The organism is Acinetobacter sp. S4397-1 (assembly GCF_024129285.1).
Classification (GTDB): domain Bacteria; phylum Pseudomonadota; class Gammaproteobacteria; order Pseudomonadales; family Moraxellaceae; genus Acinetobacter; species Acinetobacter lwoffii_C.
In genome coordinates this window covers 40778-59855 of sequence record NZ_JAMXXZ010000010.1, presented here as the reverse complement: position 1 = coordinate 59855, position 19078 = coordinate 40778, and the positions used below count along the sequence as shown (strand labels likewise).

The 19078-nt window shown below is 47.0% G+C and carries 18 protein-coding genes; 11 read left to right on the top strand and 7 right to left on the bottom strand.

Going from position 1 to position 19078, the window contains the following annotated elements:
• The 6 genes from NI467_RS07495 to NI467_RS07470 all read left to right on the top strand — a co-directional run bounded on the left by NI467_RS07495 (position 1) and on the right by NI467_RS07470 (position 6141).
• The gene (locus NI467_RS07495) at positions 1–3138 is read left to right on the top strand and encodes an efflux RND transporter permease subunit (protein WP_151207171.1); all 3138 of its coding nucleotides are present in this window, start codon (positions 1–3) and stop codon (positions 3136–3138) included.
• A gap of 130 nt (positions 3139–3268) precedes the next feature.
• Positions 3269–3646 (top strand): hypothetical protein, encoded by a 378-nt coding sequence (locus NI467_RS07490; RefSeq protein WP_151207173.1) that lies wholly within the window; start codon positions 3269–3271, stop codon positions 3644–3646.
• Between the two features lie 102 nt (positions 3647–3748).
• A complete protein-coding gene (dnaJ, locus tag NI467_RS07485) occupies positions 3749–4864 on the top strand; it encodes a molecular chaperone DnaJ (protein ID WP_151207175.1) in 1116 nt (371 codons plus the stop codon).
• Positions 4865–5320: 456 nt separating this feature from the next.
• Positions 5321–5536, top strand: coding sequence for a cold-shock protein (locus NI467_RS07480; RefSeq protein ID WP_151205465.1), 216 nt, complete (start codon positions 5321–5323; stop codon positions 5534–5536).
• Positions 5537–5644: 108 nt separating this feature from the next.
• A complete protein-coding gene (locus NI467_RS07475; protein WP_151205464.1) occupies positions 5645–5878 on the top strand; it encodes a hypothetical protein in 234 nt (77 codons plus the stop codon).
• Positions 5879–5940: 62 nt separating this feature from the next.
• A complete protein-coding gene (locus tag NI467_RS07470) occupies positions 5941–6141 on the top strand; it encodes a hypothetical protein (RefSeq protein ID WP_151207177.1) in 201 nt (66 codons plus the stop codon).
• Between the two features lie 130 nt (positions 6142–6271).
• On the opposite strand, the gene NI467_RS07465 is transcribed toward NI467_RS07470, so the two are convergent.
• From NI467_RS07465 to argS, 3 genes are all read right to left on the bottom strand, one after another.
• Entirely contained in the window at positions 6272–6583 is a 312-nt protein-coding gene (locus NI467_RS07465) for an IS30 family transposase (protein ID WP_151207179.1), read from the bottom strand.
• A gap of 233 nt (positions 6584–6816) precedes the next feature.
• Entirely contained in the window at positions 6817–7431 is a 615-nt protein-coding gene (locus NI467_RS07460; protein ID WP_151207181.1) for an SPOR domain-containing protein, read from the bottom strand.
• A gap of 311 nt (positions 7432–7742) precedes the next feature.
• Positions 7743–9533, bottom strand: coding sequence for an arginine--tRNA ligase (gene argS / locus NI467_RS07455; protein ID WP_151207183.1), 1791 nt, complete (start codon positions 9531–9533; stop codon positions 7743–7745).
• A 270-nt stretch (positions 9534–9803) separates the two neighbouring features.
• Here argS and NI467_RS07450 point away from each other — a divergent pair, with 270 nt between their 5' ends.
• A complete protein-coding gene (locus tag NI467_RS07450) occupies positions 9804–10091 on the top strand; it encodes a DUF2798 domain-containing protein (protein ID WP_151205460.1) in 288 nt (95 codons plus the stop codon).
• 96 nt (positions 10092–10187) lie between these two features.
• On the opposite strand, the gene NI467_RS07445 is transcribed toward NI467_RS07450, so the two are convergent.
• From NI467_RS07445 to NI467_RS07435, 3 genes are read right to left on the bottom strand one after another with little or no spacing between them, the layout of a single operon-like run.
• Entirely contained in the window at positions 10188–11489 is a 1302-nt protein-coding gene (locus NI467_RS07445) for a DUF445 domain-containing protein (protein WP_253152102.1), read from the bottom strand.
• A gap of 11 nt (positions 11490–11500) precedes the next feature.
• Entirely contained in the window at positions 11501–12052 is a 552-nt protein-coding gene (locus tag NI467_RS07440) for a hypothetical protein (RefSeq protein WP_253152101.1), read from the bottom strand.
• A gap of 51 nt (positions 12053–12103) precedes the next feature.
• Positions 12104–12643, bottom strand: coding sequence for a DUF924 family protein (locus tag NI467_RS07435; RefSeq protein ID WP_151205615.1), 540 nt, complete (start codon positions 12641–12643; stop codon positions 12104–12106).
• Positions 12644–12856: 213 nt separating this feature from the next.
• On the opposite strand from NI467_RS07435, the gene gshA reads away from it, so the two are divergent.
• Both gshA and NI467_RS07425 read left to right on the top strand, forming a co-directional pair.
• Complete coding sequence (gshA, locus tag NI467_RS07430) at positions 12857–14434, top strand: glutamate--cysteine ligase (protein ID WP_253152100.1); 1578 nt, start codon at positions 12857–12859, stop codon at positions 14432–14434.
• A 21-nt stretch (positions 14435–14455) separates the two neighbouring features.
• Positions 14456–14983 (top strand): disulfide bond formation protein B, encoded by a 528-nt coding sequence (locus NI467_RS07425; RefSeq protein ID WP_253152099.1) that lies wholly within the window; start codon positions 14456–14458, stop codon positions 14981–14983.
• Positions 14984–15016: 33 nt separating this feature from the next.
• Here the strand turns inward: NI467_RS07425 and NI467_RS07420 are convergent, their stop codons facing one another.
• A complete protein-coding gene (locus tag NI467_RS07420) occupies positions 15017–16348 on the bottom strand; it encodes an alpha/beta hydrolase (protein ID WP_253152098.1) in 1332 nt (443 codons plus the stop codon).
• A gap of 239 nt (positions 16349–16587) precedes the next feature.
• Between NI467_RS07420 and NI467_RS07415 the strand changes: the two genes are divergently transcribed.
• Positions 16588–17181 carry a YqiA/YcfP family alpha/beta fold hydrolase gene (locus NI467_RS07415; RefSeq protein WP_253152097.1) on the top strand — a complete coding sequence of 198 codons (594 nt, stop codon included), beginning with the start codon at positions 16588–16590 and terminating at the stop codon, positions 17179–17181.
• Position 17182: 1 nt separating this feature from the next.
• The gene (gene parE / locus NI467_RS07410; protein ID WP_253152096.1) at positions 17183–19063 is read left to right on the top strand and encodes a DNA topoisomerase IV subunit B; all 1881 of its coding nucleotides are present in this window, start codon (positions 17183–17185) and stop codon (positions 19061–19063) included.
• The last annotated feature ends 15 nt before the right edge of the window (positions 19064–19078 follow it).

The following is a 19078-nucleotide window of genomic DNA, read 5'->3' as shown; positions in this document are numbered from 1 at the left end:
ATGAACTTTAACCTGTCTGAATGGGCCTTAAAAAATAAAGGGCTGGTGCTATATTTTATGATCCTGCTGGGTCTGATCGGGATCGTCTCTTATTCCAAGCTGTCACAGAGCGAAGACCCGCCATTTACCTTTAAAGTCATGGTGGTACAAACTTACTGGCCGGGCGCGAGCGCCAAGGAAGTCTCTTTGCATGTCACGGACCGGATTGAAAAAGAGCTGATGACCACCGGGCAATATGAGCGGATCATGGCCTATTCACGTCCGGGCGAATCCATGGTGACCTTTATTGCCAAGGATTCTTTACATTCCAATGAAGTTGCCGATGTTTGGTATAACGTTCGTAAAAAAATCAATGACATCAGCCATGAACTGCCGCAAGGTGTACAAGGCCCATTTTTCAATGATGAGTTTGGCGATACTTTCGGTAATATCTATGTAATCAAGGGCGCAGACTTTGATTATGCCACGCTAAAAGACTATGCAGACCGTCTGCAACTCCAGCTGCAGCGTGTTAAAGATGTGGCCAAGGTGGAACTGATTGGCTTGCAGGACCAGAAAATCTGGATTGAAATCTCCAATACCAAAGCCACCCAGCTCGGTATTCCGGTGACTGCCATTCAACAGGCACTACAGCAGCAAAATGCCATGACCCATGCCGGTTTTTTTGAAACCGCCTCAGACCGGATTCAGGTTCGGGTGAGTGGTGCATTGCAGAGTGTGGAAGAGCTGCAACAACTACCGCTATATGTCAATGGGCAGACCATCCAGCTGGGAGATGTGGCAGAGGTTTATCGCGGTTTTACTGACCCGGCCCAGCCTCGTATGCGCTTTATGGGCGAGAATGGGATTGGTATTGCGGTGTCGATGCGCAAAGGCGGCGATATTATTGCCCTGGGTAAAAATCTGGAACAGGAATTTGCCCGTCTGCAAAAAACCTTGCCACTGGGCATGCAGCTACAGAAAGTTTCCGATCAGCCGGTTGCGGTCAAGCGCAGTATCCACGAGTTTATGAAAGTGCTGGCCGAGGCCGTGATTATCGTGCTGCTGGTCAGTTTTTTCTCTCTCGGTTTCCGGACCGGTCTGGTGGTGGCCTTTTCGATTCCGCTGGTGCTGGCCATGACCTTTGCCGGCATGAATTTATTTGATGTCGGGCTGCATAAAATTTCTCTGGGGGCTTTGATTCTGGCCCTCGGCCTGCTGGTAGATGACGCTATCATTGCGATTGAAATGATGGCGATCAAGATGGAACAAGGCTTCAATCGCTTACAGGCTGCGGGTCATGCCTGGCGTACGACCGCTTTTCCAATGCTGACCGGCACCTTGATTACTGCTGCCGGTTTCCTGCCGATTGCAACAGCCGCGTCCAGTACCGGCGAATATACCCGTTCCATTTTCCAGGTGGTGACCATTGCCTTATTGATGTCCTGGGTGGCTGCAGTTCTGTTTGTGCCCTATCTGGGGGACAAGTTGCTGCCGGACTTTAATCAGGATTTAGTGCAAAAAGCGCCTTGGTATCAGCGTATATGGGCACGTCTGCGCAAACAGCCTGAACCTGCACCGGTCGTGCATCAGGCCGGGGAAGCGCATGATCCTTATCAGACCCGGTTTTATCAGGGCTTTCGGCGCTGGGTCAATACCTGTGTGACCTATCGCAAAACCGTGATTGCTGCGACCCTGGGTATTTTTATCTTATCGATTGTGATGTTTAAACTGGTTCCTCAGCAGTTCTTCCCGCCCTCGAATCGTGCTGAAATTCTGGTGGATTTAAAACTGGAAGAAGGGGCTTCACTGAAAGCCACCGAAGCAGCGGTCAGGAAGGTCGAGCAGTTCCTGTCCAAGCAGGAGGGCATCGACAATTATGTGGCCTATGTGGGCATCGGTTCGCCACGTTTCTATTTGCCGCTGGACCAGCAGTTGCCCCAGACCAGTTTTGCCCAGTTTGTAGTATTGGCCTCTTCCCTGGAAGATCGGAATGAAATCCGCAAATCCTTAAGTGACCAGATTCGGGTGCTATTGCCCGAGGTCAGGACACGTGTGTCTTTACTGGAAAATGGCCCGCCTGTTGGCTATCCGCTGCAATTCCGGATTTCGGGAGAAGATCTGGTTCTGGTTCGTGAATGGGCACAGAAAGTGGCGACAACGGTGAGCCAAAACCCGAACAGTACCAATGTCCATCTGGACTGGGGTGAGCCGAGCAAAATGATTCAGCTGGAGATCGATCAGGACCGTGCCCGTCAGCTCGGAGTCAGCAGTACGGACCTGGCCAATTTCCTGAACAGCTCGATTTCAGGGGCAGTAATAGATCAGTTCCGGGAAAAACGCGAGCTGATTGAAATCCGGTTGCGGGGGGATGAAGCTGAACGGGTCGATGTCGGTTCACTCAGCAGTCTGGCGGTGCCGACTGCAACAGGTCATGCGGTGCCTCTGGCGCAAATTGCCAAGATTGAATATCGCTTTGAAGAAGGCCTGATCTGGCATCGTAACCGCTTGCCCACCATTACCGTACGTGCCGATATTCGCAGCCAGTTGCAACCTGCAACGGTGGTCAAGCAGCTGCAAGATGAGCTGGACCAAATCCGTACTGAGCTGCCGAGTGGTTATCTGCTGGAGGTAGGGGGGACTGTGGAAGAGTCTGCTCGTGGCCAGCGTTCGGTCAATGCCGGTATGCCATTATTTTTAGCTGTGGTTATGACCCTGCTGATGATTCAGCTCAAGAGTATTTCCCGGGCTGTGATTGTGTTTTTAACCGCACCACTGGGGCTGATTGGTGTGGTCCTATTCCTGTTAATTTTCAATAAACCTTTCGGCTTTGTTGCCATGCTCGGCACGATTGCGCTGTCGGGCATGATCATGCGGAACTCACTCATCCTGATTGACCAGATTGAACAGGATATTCGGGCCGGGGAATCGCAGTGGGATGCCATTATCAATGCCACGGTGCGCCGTTGCCGGCCTATTGTGCTGACTGCTTTGGCGGCAGTTCTCGCCATGATTCCCTTATCCCGGAGTATCTTTTTTGGACCGATGGCCGTTGCCATCATGGGAGGATTGATTGTAGCGACTTTATTGACGCTATTTTTCCTGCCTGCCTTATATGCGCAGTGGTTTAAAGTAAGAAAAAGTGTAGATTCTGTTTAAATTTGTCATAATTTTAGGTGCGAAATATTGAAAATTTCAATATAGTAGGGCCTGCTATTTTAATAATTCGAACAAGATACGCTGCTGTAAATTTGGCGCTGTGCTGAACAGCACACTAAGGTTGAAAAACATGAATTCAGACACTCTTACCAAGATGCGACGTTCCCTGGGGATAGCTTATGTGTTCATGTTTTTGGCCTTGTTTACGGTGGTCAGTGGTTTATTGGCCTACTGGCTGGCACGTAAAGTCAGCCAGCTGGATTATGCCGAAGTTTGGTTACAGGCACAGGCCTTGTGGATCATGCGCAATATCGTGATTTATATCGTTCTGGCAGCCTTTGCAGCACTGTGGTTTATTCCTCTGTTTTTCTTTGCCTGGGACAGTCAGCTTTGGGTAAAAGCTTGTACGGTAACTGGTGTCATCTTCAGCTTTATTGCCTTTATTTTCCTGATCAATGCTTGGTTTAAAGGCATTCATAAATTTACGCAAAGCAAAGCTGTTTTCTAAAATCTACATTTTTTTCAGTATTCCCCTTGTAAAACTTGGTTTGACCCCAATTTCAGACCACAGTTGAGTATGAAATAAATTCCGTGAGGAGCATCGCCAGACATGGCTAAACGTGATTATTATGAGGTTTTGGGTATCGCTAAAACCGCTAGTGATGATGAAATTAAAAAAGCCTACCGTAAGTTGGCGATGAAATATCATCCAGACCGTAACCCGGACAACCCTGAAGCTGAAGAGAAGTTTAAAGAAGCTGCGGAAGCCTATGAAGTGCTATCCGACAGTGAAAAACGCAGCATGTATGACCGTATGGGCCATCAGGCCTTTGAAGGTGGTATGGGGGGCGGCGCAGGCGGCTTTGGCGGATTCAGCGCAGAAGATATTTTCAGCCAGTTTGGTGATATTTTCGGGGGAGCGTTTGGCGGAGGTGGCCGTGGCCAGCAACGCCAGCGCCGTGGTTCAGACCTGCGCTATGTGATGGAGCTGACGCTGGAAGAAGCGGTCAAGGGCGTCAAAAAAACCATTACTTTTACTGCACCGGCACCTTGTGAGGCTTGTGATGGTAAAGGTTCTAAAAACCCACATGATGTAGAAACCTGTCCGACCTGTCATGGTGCCGGTCAGGTGCGTATGCAGCAAGGCTTCTTCTCGGTACAGCAAACCTGTAGCACCTGTCGTGGTCAGGGCAAGATCATCAAGAATCCATGTAATAAATGTCATGGCTCGGGTGTATCTGAACGTCAGCAAACGCTGGAAGTGACTATTCCTGCGGGCGTGGACAATGGCGACCGTGTACGTCTGACCGGTAAAGGTGAAGCGATCCGTGATGGTCAGTCAGGCGATCTATACGTTGAAGTAGTGGTGCGTGAGCATGAAATCTTCCAGCGTGATGGTGCCGACCTGTATATGGATGTGCCTGTTTCAATTGCGGATGCAGCTTTGGGTAAAGAAGTGCAGATTCCAACTCTGGATGGGCGTGTCAGTCTGAAAATTCCTGAAGGCACTCAAACCGGTAAACTGTTCCGTTTACGGGGTAAGGGCGTGAAGCCGGTACGTTCGACCATGCAAGGTGATTTGCTCTGTCGTATCGTGGTGGAAACACCTGTCAATCTGTCCGCACGTCAACGTGAATTATTGAAAGAATTGCAAGCGACTATGGAAGGTGAGGGAAGCAAGACCTCTCCAAAGAAAAAATCATTCTTTGACCGCTTATTTGACTGATCCAGCTTTCAGAGTTCTAAAAAGGACGCTTAGGCGTCCTTTTTATGGGCTATAAGAAATTTTCACCTTAGATAGGCTTCTATTTTAATTCTCAATCCTGCTTAGGCTCAGGTTTTATACACTTGAATAGTTGGCTTGTTTTTATAATCTCTCTGAGAGGCGTATCCAGTCGTGTAAATGTCTGCTTCAAGAAGCTGGATGACTTTATTCTTTTGCGTAGTGGCCTTTTTATAAAATAAATAAATATGTATATAAGAAAACTTGATTATTTTTATTTTTAGTGTATAGTGGGTTTAACTAGAAAAAAGTCTTGTTTCGGTAAATCTTCTTTAAGTATCGCAGTTTTATTTATAATCCTTCGTTTTTTCAGATTTTAAGTCTCATTCTTTATTATTTCAAAGTTATACTCAGTCAATAGCTTGGCTAAAAATTATTAAAAATTAATAGGATATATATATGTCAAACTCTAATGTCGTTAAAGGTACGGTAAAGTGGTTTAATGAAACTAAAGGTTTTGGTTTTATTCAACAAGAAGCTGGTCCAGACGTTTTTGCTCATTTTAGTGAAATTGCGAACTCAGGTTTTAAAACTTTATTTGAAGGCCAACAAGTTGAATTCAGCGTAGCACAAGGACAAAAAGGCCCGAATGCTGTAAATATTGTTGCTATCTAAGTAATTGTAAGTAGTACTATAAAAAAGCACTTATGAGTGCTTTTTTTATGATTTTTAAATTTAATAAGAGCTTTCCACATTGGGAAAATCTAACAACTAGGATATAAATTGTTAAAAAATAATAATTTAATTGCAAAATCTCAAAATGGTACTGAAATTTTAGTATCGTTAACCCCGTTAAATAAAATGCAAAATACACGTCAAGGTTTAAAAACAGTGGAAGTCGGTAAAAGAGTTCTTCTAGAGTCAGGTATTGAAGTTGACTTAAATCTAGATGGGCGTAGTTTTTATACTTCTTCAAATAATTTATTTAAGCTCAATCATAGAGTTTCTAAAATTTAAAATCCTTTAGTATTAAAACCTTAGATTGATATTTCCTTATTATAATATTTCCAGAGAAAAAAATGCTTAAACAAAATATCTGTGTTAAAGATCAGTTTGGGGTTAAATACTCCATACAAGCTACCTTTAATGATCATGCTTCTAATTTTCATTCTAATATAAAACATATCACGGTAGAGGGTGAAAATATCCGCCCCAGTCTTGAAATGCTGTTTAAAAGTGGGTTAAGTGGGAAAATTTTCAAAATTTTATCCTTAACTTAAATTTGCATGTGAAGTGTAATACCATGTTGTTGCCATCCTGCCTGACTCGAACTGTTAAAGCCGCGTCTTTTTCTTGAGCGATGATTCAAACGTAGCATGATTTTTGAGAGCTATTCATCTATACCGTTATTCAAATCGCTAACTTTGCTAATAATCTTCTGATTAAGCCATTGGTATATTCTTTCGAGTCTTGTTGCCAAGCGCTATAGACATCAGCAAAAGATTCATTTATCTCTCTTCCTTCAGCAGCAGGCTCATGCAGGCTGAACTCCTTACCATTGTCTGCGGTAATGGTTTTTAGCAGATCTTGGATAGGTTGGAACAGACGGATTGTGGTTCGGCAGATTTCCTCTGCCTGAGGTGAGCGGTACTTTTTCAACCAGAGATAGCCTGTCTGCCGATCTTCAATCGAAACCAGTGCTTGCGAATGGTTCTTGCCCACCCTCTACCTATTTCCAGATCAGCAAAGCCAGTGCACTGCTCAATTTTAATAAGCCCATCCTGAATACTTTTACGCTTACTGAACGGGTGACGGGTTCCAGAAAAGCCCTCCATCGGATAGGGCATAAATCTGATATTTTTCTTCCTTTCCCTATTTTAAGCTCTGTTGCATTGTATTTGAAAATGCAAGCAATAAAAAAAGCACCATTTGGCGCTTTTTTAAAGATCAAAATTTTAGCGTTTGACCACGATGGAATCGATACCACTATTTTGCAAGGTTTGCTGGGCAATAATGGCGGCGTCGGCTGAATCATAAGGGCCGGAAACAACACGGTACCAGATCTTGCCATTTTCCACACTACGTACCACATCTGCCGAGAGGCCATTTAAAATAATTTCAGCACGACGTGCATCTGCCTGATCCGGATCATCAAAACTGCGGACCTGCAGAATATAACTGGCGGGTGCGGGTTGTGGTGCTTCCGTCATTTCCTGACCGGGTTCTAGCGTGCTTTCAGGTTCAGTCACTTCAGGCTTAGGAGCTTCCACAATCACAATGGTATCTTGGGATTTGGCTTCAGGAACGGCCTGCTCTGGAATCGGAGTAACTTGTTGCTGTGGCAACAGGTCATAAAAACGGTAATCCTCATTGGTCTCTTCTTCCTGATAATGCTGGGAAGTGACCTGATTTTTAGGTTTGACGGGCTCCCAAGGTTTCCACAACAGGAGAGCCATTAAAAAACTTAACACGATTAAAATGATCACGAGTGTGCCAAGCCAAGCTGGAATCAGTGGCTTTTTAGGCTTATTCGGTCTTTGAGATACACCGCGCTGCGTTTTTCCAAACACTGGGGATTTCCTCTTCTTTATATTTTGATAGGAAAGGCATAACAGCAGTTATGCCCTTACTATAGCGCAATCCTGAGGCATCAGGATCTAAATATTCTTATTTAGATTGCAAACTTTCAAGATTTTATAATTTACTTGAACTTTCAAATAGATATAAAAGTCAGGAAAACCATGAGCAAGGCAGAGCAATGGCAAAAGGTCGCCTGCTGGCTCTGCACAGCTTTCATCTTCTGAGCATGCAAAGTAGTGCTTTGCTATATAGACTTATTTTGTGCCAAGCTCTCGTCTTGCGTCAATGTAAAAGCAGTGCTTTACATTGACTCGGGTGCAGAGACGCCCAGAAGTTCCAGACCATTACGCAGAACCTGACGTACGTTGACCGATAACAGCAAACGTGCCTGGGTTAATTCTGCATCATTACCCAATACCTTGTTTTCGTTATACCAGCCATGGAACAGGGCAGCCAGTTCTTTCAGGTAGTTCCCAATCTGATGCGGTTCATAGCTGTTGGCAGCGCGCAATACAATTTCAGGATAGGCAGCCAGTTTGGCCAGAATTTCAGTTTCGGCCTCCAGTTCCAGTTTTGCAGCCAGAGCCCGTGCACTCGCTGCATCAAAGTTCACCCCGGTAGTCACAGCTTTTTCTAACATACGGCAGATACGGGCATGTGCGTACTGGATGTAGTACACCGCATTGTCCTTGCTTTGCGATACTGCCAGATCCAGGTCAAAGTCGATGTGCTGTTCAGATTTACGCATGACATAATAGAAGCGGGCCGCATCGTTACCGACCTCTTTACGCAGGTCACGCAAGGTCACGAACTGGCCTGAACGGGATGACATTTGCACCATCTCGCCACCACGCCATAAGCTGACGAACTGTACCAAAAGTACGGTCAGTTTCTTTGAGTCATAACCCAGCGCATCAATGGCTGCTTTCACACGTGCAATATAGCCATGGTGGTCTGAACCCCAGATATCAATAATATCGGTATAGCCACGTTGTAATTTGTTCAGGTGGTAGGCGATGTCAGAAGCGAAATAAGTGGTCTGTCCGTTACGGCGTTTGACCACACGGTCTTTTTCATCGCCAAATTCAGTTGACTTGAACCAGATATTGCCTTCAGCTTCATACAGGAAACCACGCTGATCCAGCGTCTGTAATGCTTCTTCAATTTTTTCAGTCAAAGAGGCTTCACTGAACCATTGGTTAAAAGTAACTCCAAACTCGCCCAGGTCATCTTTAATGTCATCCAGAATGGCTTTGAGCGCAGCCTGATGGAAGACACGGTAGCCTTTACCGAGCAGGGTTTGTGAGTTAAAAATCAGGCCATCAATATGTTTTTCTTTATCGCCTGACATAACCACTTTATTGCCTTCAGCATCTAATTCAGCGGCGTATTGCACATCTTCAGGCACGTCTTTATACACGTCAGCCACAGGGCGTACATGTGCATCGCCCTCTTGGTCGATAATGCTTTGTGCGATTTCTTTAACGTAATTGCCTTGGTATGCATTTTTCGGGAACACCAGTTCCTGACCGTTTAATTGCAGATAACGTAAATAGGTTGACGTTGCCAGAATATCCATCTGACGGCCGGCATCATTGACATAGTATTCGCGGTCTACTTTGGCACCGGTGGCCTCAAGCAGATTGGCCACAGTCATGCCATAAGCTGCCCCACGGCCATGACCTACATGCAGGCTAGACGTCGGGTTAGCCGAAACAAATTCGACCTGAATGCGTTTTTCCGCATTGGCCTGAGTACGGCCATAAGTCGCTTGTTGGGCCTGAATCTGATCCAGTACGGCAAAGCGCTGATTGGCATTCAGAAAGAAGTTGATAAAGCCCGGTCCTGCAATTTCGGCCTTGCTGATATCTGCCACTTCAGGTAACGCAGTCAGGATTTTTTCTGCTAAATCACGTGGCTTCATACCGGCAGCTTTAGACGCGATCATGGCAATATTTGAGGCAAAGTCACCATGGCTTCGGTCCTTGGTACGCGTCAAACTACTTGTGTTGTTCCAGTCAGATGGGAGTACGCCTTGTGCCTGTAAAGTTTGCACTGCATGATCGAGAGCTGCTTGTATTGCCGTATTCATAATCAGTCGAAAATAGATATCGCAGAAAAACAGCAAATATAGCAAATTTCATGCTCTTTAGGTAAAACCATTTGGACGAAATACAATTTATGACAATGCAGAAAAAATCACTCATCCAGAAATTTTTTTATTTAAACTTGAAAAAATCAAAATAGGTATCATGTGAAAATCATGATAATTTCGAATGCTCTACTTTAAGGCCCAAACACTGCTTTCAAAGGAATGAATTTGGCTTAATATGAGTATTTTGCACACAGTCTAAGAGTCAGTATGAATTCGCAACAACGCCCGGTCCTGATCGGCAATATTCCTAAACTTCCGGCGAAATGGGCCTTAATTATAGTGCCTTTTATTTTATCCTGCCTGATGAGCGGCATTATTTCCATGATCAACATGCTGCGCAATTTAGGCTGGATCGAAGGCTTTATGGCACTCTGGTTTCACAACTGGATGATTTCCTGGGCCATTGCCTTTCCTATTGTGGTAACGCTATTGCCTTTTGTACGTAAATTCACAGGTTTATTTGTGGATATGTCGGGCAATCCACCCTCCAAATAAACATTGATCCGGCAACCCTCCTGCTACTGAATCCTGCTCAATAAAAAATAAGGTCAGGCTGTTTTAGGGCAGAGGCGTGTAGGAGGCGGAGTCAAGCTAAATCAGGTGCTCAACTACAGCACGGATAATGCCCAGCACTAAACCGATACAGGCACCTACCACAACGCCATTAACCCGGATCATATGCAGGTCGCCACCCACTTCATTTTCAATCTTGTCGATCATCTCGGTTGAATCCCATTCGTGAATGCGTTCGCTGATAAAACGAATCACTTTTTCACTATACTGGTCACTGAGCTCAACCGCGAGGCTACTCAGGCGTTGGTTGAGCAGCTCCCGTACAGCCGTATTGGAAACGATATTTTCCCCGACCTGCTGTATGGCCACCCGCAGGTTCTCTGCAATCCCCGAGTCCGGTTTTTGTAGATCGTCCTTGATCGCATCGCATAAAATCACCACCGCACCACTGATAAAGTTCAGTACCTGCGGACTGTCAAGCAGGGCATTTTTAGTGTCATTCAAACGCTGGCTGGCCAGACTGTCATGATCCGCCAGTTGCAGCATCAGCTCCTGAGCTGCGGCCTCAATGTGAAGGCGCCAAGGATGAGCCGGATCTGCCAGCATGGCCTCCACCCGCTGGATGACGGAGTCTATACTGCGCTGCTGCACATCAATACCGATCCAGCTGGCACCTTTGGCCAGTCGCCAGACTCCCATTTCCTTAAACAGGGTACGGGTCAGTTCGCGGGTCTGTTCCGGATGCGAGGTCATCCAGGCATGTACCACATCCAGGCCGCGTTGTAATACATCCTGATGGAAATCATTTTCTAAAACGGCACGCAGCATTTCACTGGCCAGGGTATTGATCTGGGTGTTTCTGACCCATTGCACACTGTTGCTGTGGACAAATCCGGCAATTTGCTGCTGTCCGACAAATTCAAACACTTTAGGAACGGTCTGCTGAATGACCTGGGTGACCTGAGTGCTGTTATGCGGGTTGGCCAGCCAGCGTCCCGCCGCTAGACTCAAATCGGTATCGGCTAGGCTGCGCTCGACAATTTGGGGTGAGAGAAAATTTTCTTGAACAAAGCGTCCCATCGACTCGGCAATCCGGGCCTTGTTGCGCGGAATAATTTCGGTATGATCCCGCAGGAATTTTGGAATGGGCAGCTGGCCAAAAGGATTGCGAAACAGCACCGTAATGGCATACCAGTCAGCCAGTCCACCCACCACGCCCGCTTCGGCTGAAAGCATCAAGATATGAATCAGCCAGACATATTCAGGCAGCAGCTTGGCAGCAACCATCAGGGCCAACCAGGCCAGTACCGCCACCACCAGAGCGATCGTGGCAAAACGTTTACTGCGTTGTAAGCTCGGTGATGGTTGTTCTTTCTGCATACATGATCCTGTTATTGAGGAGTTGCCGACTGGGGTTGCAGGACTGTACCGGATGGACCCACTCCATATTTAGCGCCAAGTGACTGTAAAATCAAGCGCGCATCAAAGGCATCCTGAGGTGCCTGGCCGGCCCGGAAGCACTCAATGGTATAGGCCACCTGGGCCGGGTCCAGAGTCACGGTATAAGGGCGGTCATAAAATGGATCTGGCCAGAACCCTGGATAACGGCGGTAGTAAGCAGAGGGATAGAAGCTCGGTGCAGGATAGACAATCGCCTGACGGGGAGGCTGCTGAGTCCGGTTGCTTGGATCATCCAGAACGCGAAAAAACTGGAAGCCATTCTGTACCGTTGTTTGGGCGGCTTTCAGCAGGGTAATTTCTTCTGCCGTAGCAAAACTCATATTGGGACGGGCCTGAAAGCTGATCCGGTAAGTCGTGGCATTTAAAGGCGTCGTGTTATAGCGCCCTAACTGATCAAAGGTCAAAGGTTTGGAGGGTGTGGTTGCGCAGCCACTCAGGCCAAGTGCAACAACCAGACCAAGTCCTAATAGGGTGTTTTTCATCTCCAATCTCCTGATAGATGATCCAGCAGTCGCAGAGCTTGAAAGGGAGAGTCAAAAACTGCTGTCTGGCTGGGTCAGGAAAGTTAACTCTTCAGCGGTCGATGGGCGACCTAAAATCCGGTTACGGTGAGGATAACGCCCAAAGCGGTCAATAATCACCTTATGCTTTTTTTCAAACTCCAGATTAACCGGATTGCCCAGATGCTGGAACAGCTCCAAGGCATATTCATGAATCAGTCTGGATTCGCTATGCATGAACGGCATGTACAGGAAACTGCATTGTTCCGGGCTGAGCTGTTTGTCCAGATCCAGGCTAATTGTCTCCTGAGCCAGAGCCAGAGCCAAGGGGTCCTGGGCAAAGGCTTGAGGAGAGTCACGAAACAGATTGCGGGAAAACTGATCCAACACAATAATTTCAGCCAGTCGGCCTGCTATGCTTTTGCGCCAGCACCAGAGTTCGCCACGAGCTGCCTGTTGATGGATACTCATGAATTGTTGTGCAATATGCTGATCAAATTCCAGACTTTTGCTAAACCAGAAGGGCTGATGGTCGGCGTGGAACCAAAAGTCTAAAACATCTTGATAATTCATAATATTTACAATTCTTTAGTCTGTATTGGTTAATAAATCACAAATTTCACATGTCTTATAGAGGAACTTTGTGTTAAAAAATTGCCCAGTTAAAAATCAATAGTTTGCCTGAAAACCCGGCAGGATGTAATGTGCCGACCAGAAATCACGTTATACTGCTATAAATTGATGATTCTACTTTATTAATAGTTACCCCCATGAAGCGAGATTGTAATGAGTCAACCTGAATCGACCGCCCACGATGTATTACCTGACTGGGTGGATTCATCACTCATCCAAGGAATGCTGCGCGGTATCGAGCGCGAAAGCTTGCGTATGCAAAGCAACGGTTTCTTGTCCCAAGCGCCGCATCCTCGTGCCCTAGGTTCAGCCCTGACTCATCCACATATCACCACTGATTATTCTGAAGCCTTAATGGAGTTTATCACTCCACCGCAAAGTAGCATTCAAAAAGCCTTGGACTATCTGACCGATATTCATGCCGTCGCGCATCGCCAGCTGGAGAATGATGAAAAGCTCTGGCCGCTGTCGATGCCGTGCATGCTGGACCACAGTGATGAAAATATTCCGCTGGCCCAATATGGGACGTCTAATATCGGGCTGTTTAAAACCCTGTACCGTCATGGCTTGGGGGCGCGTTATGGCCGCCGTATGCAGACCATTTCCGGGGTACATTATAATCTGTCTTTCCCGGATCATTTCTTTGAAGCCCTGCAACAGCAAGAAAGCGATGAAAATTTACGGGCACTCAGCTTGCAGGACTATCGCAGTCACCGTTATATGGGGCTGATCCGTAACTTTATCCGCCTGACGCCACTGGTGATTTTTCTGGTCGGGGCCAGCCCGGCGGTCTGCCAGTGCTTTATGAGTGGCCGAGATCATCATTTACTGCCGCTGGTTAAAGGCACCCTGTATACCCCGTATGCGACTGCTTTGCGCATGGGACGTTTTGGCTATCAGAACTCTGCACAGAAGCAACTGGGCATTCACTACAATGACCTGCAAGGCTATCTGGAAGGGCTGCAAAAAGCCGTCAAAACCCCTTATAAGCCCTTTAGTCGTCTGGGCCTGAATGACCCGCAGGGACAGCCAATCCAGATCAATGATCATGTACTGCAAATTGAAAATGAATATTACAGTCTGGTGCGTCCCAAACAGGTCCCCGAAGCTGGTGAGACCCCGTCACAGGCCTTGCAAAACCGCGGGATTGGCTATGTCGAGCTACGGGCGGTAGACGTCAACCCGTATAGCCCGATTGGTATTAATGAAGATACTGCCGGTTTCTTGGAAGTGGTGGCATTGTACTGTCTGCTGCAAGACAGCCCGGCGTTGTTGGCTGCAGAGCAGGAAATTATTGAACGAAATCAGACTGAAGTGGTCAATCGTGGCCGTGCCTTCAATGCCGCTATTGTCGAAGATGGCCAGCATTATCCGATTGAAGACTGGTGTGCCCGGCTGCTGACACGTATGAAGCCCTTGGCTGAGCTGCTTGACCAGACTTATGACACAGGACTTTATCAGCATGCCATGCAGATCATGCAAGGTCGGGTCGATGAAGTCGATGCCACTTTATCTGCCTTAATTGTCGGAGATATCCGTGCTGCAAGCAGCATGTGGCATTTTGGACAGCATCTGGCCCAGCAGCATAGTCAAGTCTATGAATCGCATCCGCTCAGTGCCGAAACAGCAGCTTATTTTGATGAAATATCACAAAGCTCATTGCAACAACAACAGCAGCTCGAGCAAGCGTGCAGTATCAACTTCAGTGATTATTTAGCGCAATATCGATAAAACAAGAAAAGAGGATTGACCATGCAATGGAGTTATCGCGGGGTAAGCGGCATGCTGTTTTTGGCTGCCGTGGTCGGGATGGTATTTGCACTTTATCTTGAACATGTCCAGGGACTGGCCCCTTGTCCGCTCTGCGTGTTTCAACGCATCGGGCTTATTGGCTTGGGACTCATCTCCCTGATCGCTTTTTTGCACAATCCAGCCTCCAGTCTGGGCAAGCGTCTGTATGCCTTGTTAGGTGCTTTGAGCATGTTATGGTCAGCCGGGGTGGCTGCACGGCATGTCTGGCTACAGAGTCTGCCACCGGATAAGCTGCCGAGCTGTGGTCCCGGTCTGGAGTACTGGCTGGATACCCTGCCGATGAAGGCAGTATTGCAGCAGGTACTGAATGGTTCAGGGGAGTGTGCAGTGGTTGACTGGAGCTTTCTGGGGCAGTCCTTGCCGGTATGGTCACTGGTATTTTTCAGTGTATTATTACTGATTAGCCTGTGGCAGCTCTTGCGTAAATATCCGGCCAAGCCGCTAAAACGCCTGCGAGATCAATACTAAGCAATCTAAAAAGCTCTCATCAGAGGGCTTTTTTCAGGTTAAGGCAATGCCTTCAATACTGTTCAGGTCGACCAGGTGCTGATAAATCTGGGTGCAATTCTCATCTTCCACACTTGGGTAAAACCAGCGTGCAATCTGTTCAGCCACCAAGGGATGGTATTGAATTTCAAAATGGTTCAGGCCATAGAAAATTGCCTTATGGGCATCTGGCACTTTCAGATCGTAGCGTGGATTTGGATGTTCTCCCAGCGCACTTTTGACGCTGACCAGATAGTCTCCAATCACATTACGGGTCTTGTTCTTGCGCTTTTCCAGTTCGATCGTTCCGGCCACCAGATAGGCATCGATATGTGAAGGAATCGGTGCCGGTTTGCGGTTGTCATCCATAAAGCCAATCCGTACCGGATTATGCTCCCAGTCATCATCGCGTACGCTGCCATAGCGCAAGTCCAGAATACCGTTGCTGCGAATATTGACGAGATGCCCGACAATTTTCACCAAAGGAAAATGTCCGAGTTTGTCTTGGAGGTTAAAACCGAAACGTTCTAGTACGGCCCCATGATGAGGTGAACCCAGACAGACCAGATTCTCGACCATGGGAATCCAGTCATGAACATTCTGCTTGCCATAAAACAGGGCACTTCGGGAGACCAGTCCCCCCATACTGTGGCCGATCAGGTCAATGCTGGTAATCCCCGGATTACACTGGACAAGTTCCTGCAAGGTGTTGGCCAGACTGTGACCATTGGCAGAAATCCGTCGTCCGGTATTGTAGTGCAGATAGAGCATGGTATTGCGGTCACGTTGCGCCAGCAGTTTTTCACCAATTCCTTCATATTTGTGGTTGGACCAGTCCAGATGATTCATACAGAGTCCATGCACAAACAGGCTAATCCGTCCAGTCAGCTCACCTTGCTGTAAAGAACCATAATGATCATAAATGAGCATTGGCAGGGCCAGCGGATTCTGATGTTTTATCAAATAGTCACCGATAATGCCGTTCAAGGCACTGACTAAAAAATGCAGGGTCGGAGTTAAAGGCCTATGATGCAATTTGGGAAAGTGTTCAATAATTTGACGCAAACCGGGTGCAATCAGAGTATTGCCATAATGAAAAATCATGTCATACGACGACTGGTACAGTCGGGCAATATAAGGGATATTTTGCAGGCTTTTGGCGTTCTGGTCACTAAGGCCAAACATGCTGAGTAAAATTTCACGCTGAATAGTTTTAATCAGTTCCTGGGCCACATCGTTCAGGCGCATGGTCACCAGCTGGGCCAGACCTTCCAGTACATCTGCCTGGCTGGGTGGCGTTCGATCCCATCGGCAGTAAGTTTCATGCAATGGTGTTAAACTTGGCATTTGCTTCTGTCCTTTTAATCAACCGTGTAGAGATCTCTTTCTTTTTAAAGTACTTCACGGTATAAATTCTTTTTCTGTAAAGAGTCTGAATCCTTTGCAATACTTTTAACATAGCGAGAATTACACAACATTCAGGGCTTTTTTGTCTGACAATTTAAGCAATTTCAGCTGAGAAAAATGCGAGGTATTTCACATTTTCCAGAGAAATTTCAATCATTGATCAATATGAATAAATACTGATGAATATTATTTATTTACATGGATTTCAGAGTGGAAGCCATTCCATTAAAGGACAGTTATTACTGCAATTTTGTAAAAAATATCCTGAAATCACCATACATTTACCAGATTTAAATATGCCGCCTCAGGCTGCAGTTGAAAAGGTTTCGGAACTGATCCGCAGTTTGCCTCAGGTGGCACTGGTCGGCAGCAGTCTGGGCGGATTCTATGCGACATATCTAGTCGCAAAACATGCGGTTCCGGCTGTACTGATTAACCCGGCAATGCGACCATGGCAGCTGTTTCGTGAACTGTTTCAGGCGGAGTTGCCCTATCCTGTGCATCCGAATTGGAGTCTGGATGTGGCAGATCTGGCACAGCTGGAGCAACTGGCGCTAAATCCTGCTCAAGATGCAGACAAAATACTGGTGCTGCTGCAACAAGGCGATGAAGTTTTGGATTATCGTGAAGCACATCGTTATTATAGTGCTGCCCGTCCTCCGGCCATGTTAATGACAGAAGCCCATGGCAATCACGGGATGGATGATTTTGCGGAGAAAATTCCGCTGCTTTTACAGTTTTTATCCGACTGCGTCAAAAAGGAAACCGAATAACGTGTCTCAATATACGGCTCAATCTCTTGAAGTTTTATCTGGTCTGGATCCGGTGCGCCGTCGCCCGGGCATGTATACCGATACCTCGCGTCCGAACCATCTGGCGCAGGAAGTGATTGACAATGCGGTAGATGAGGCATTGGCCGGATATGCCAACAAGGTCACGGTGACGGTATATAAGGATGGCTCGCTGTCTGTAGAAGATAATGGTCGCGGCATGCCCGTGGATATTCATCCGGAATATGGCCAAAGCGGGATTGAAATCATTATGACCAAACTGCATGCCGGCGGTAAATTCAGCACCGATAATTATCAGTTCTCTGGCGGCCTGCATGGCGTGGGTATCTCTGTCGTCAATGCCTTGTCCAGCCGGATTGAAGTGTCAGTTCAGCGTCAGGGCAACCTGTATAAAATGGCCTTTGAAAAGGGTGAACCGACCGGCCCGCTGGAAGTGCTGAAAGGCAAAGCGCCCAAACGTGCATCGGGTACTACGGTACAATTCTGGCCAGAAGAAAAATATTTCGATTCTCCTAAATTTGCCCTGAAAGCCTTAAAACATAATCTAAAGGCCAAGGCAGTGTTGGCCGCTGGTCTGCAAATTAACTATATTGACCAGATTAATAACGAAAAAATCACCTGGCAGTTTGAAAACGGTCTGGTGGACTACTTGATGGATGAGCTGGAAGACCGTGAAATTATTCCGGCACCGGCCTTTGTTGCAATGGGGGAGGCAGAACGTGCCAGTGCCGAATTTGCAATTTGCTGGAATGTCGAAGGGGGAGATAGCATTCAGGAATCATACGTTAACCTGATTCCAACCGCGCAAGGCGGTACGCATGTGAATGGTTTGCGTTCCGGAGTGACCGATGCCATGCGTGAGTTCTGTGAGCTGCGTAATTTGCTGCCGCGTAATATGAAACTGTCGGCGGAAGATGTCTGGGACGGCGTAAACTATATCTTGTCCTTAAAATTCCAGGAGCCCCAGTTTTCAGGTCAGACCAAAGAGCGTCTGTCCAGCCGTGAAGCTGCCGGCATTGTGCAGAATATTGCCAAAGATGCCTTTGCCTTGTGGTTGCACCAAAACTCGGATATTGCCCTGCAATTGGCAGAAATAGCAATTTCCAAAGCCGGGCGTCGTTTAAAAGCGGCAAAGAAAGTAGAGCGTAAAAAGATTGTTGCTGGTCCGACCTTGCCAGGCAAATTGTCGGATTGTGTCGGCCATGAGCTGGATCAGTCGGAACTGTTTATTGTGGAAGGGGATTCGGCGGGTGGTTCAGCCAAACAGGCACGTGACAAGAATTTCCAGGCCATCATGCCCATTCGCGGAAAAATTCTGAACACTTGGGAAGTATCCTCAGATGAAGTTCTGGCATCGCAGGAAGTGCACAATATTGCTATCGCAATTGGGGTAGATCCTGGCTCTGATGACTTGTCTGAGCTGCGTTATGGCAAAATCTGTATTCTGGCGGATGCCGACTCGGATGGTCTGCACATTGCCACTTTGCTGTGTGCATTGTTCGTGAAACATTTCCCGGTACTGGTCGAAGAGGGGCATCTATATGTGGCGATGCCGCCACTGTTCCGGATTGATGATGGTAAAGAGGTGCACTATGCTCTGGATGAAGAAGAGCTGGAGGGCATCTTGAAAAAGTGTAAAACCAAGAATCCGCAGATTACCCGATTTAAAGGTCTGGGCGAGATGAACGCCAGCCAGCTACGGGAAACGACTTTAGATCCAAATACCCGCCGTCTGGTACAGCTGGATCTGGATGATGTGCATGTCACCGCAAGTTTACTGGATAAACTGCTGGCCAAAAAACGTTCGGGTGACCGTAAAGACTGGTTAGAGCAAAAAGGTAATCTGGCAGATATTGTGGTTTAGAATGCTGGCTTGAAA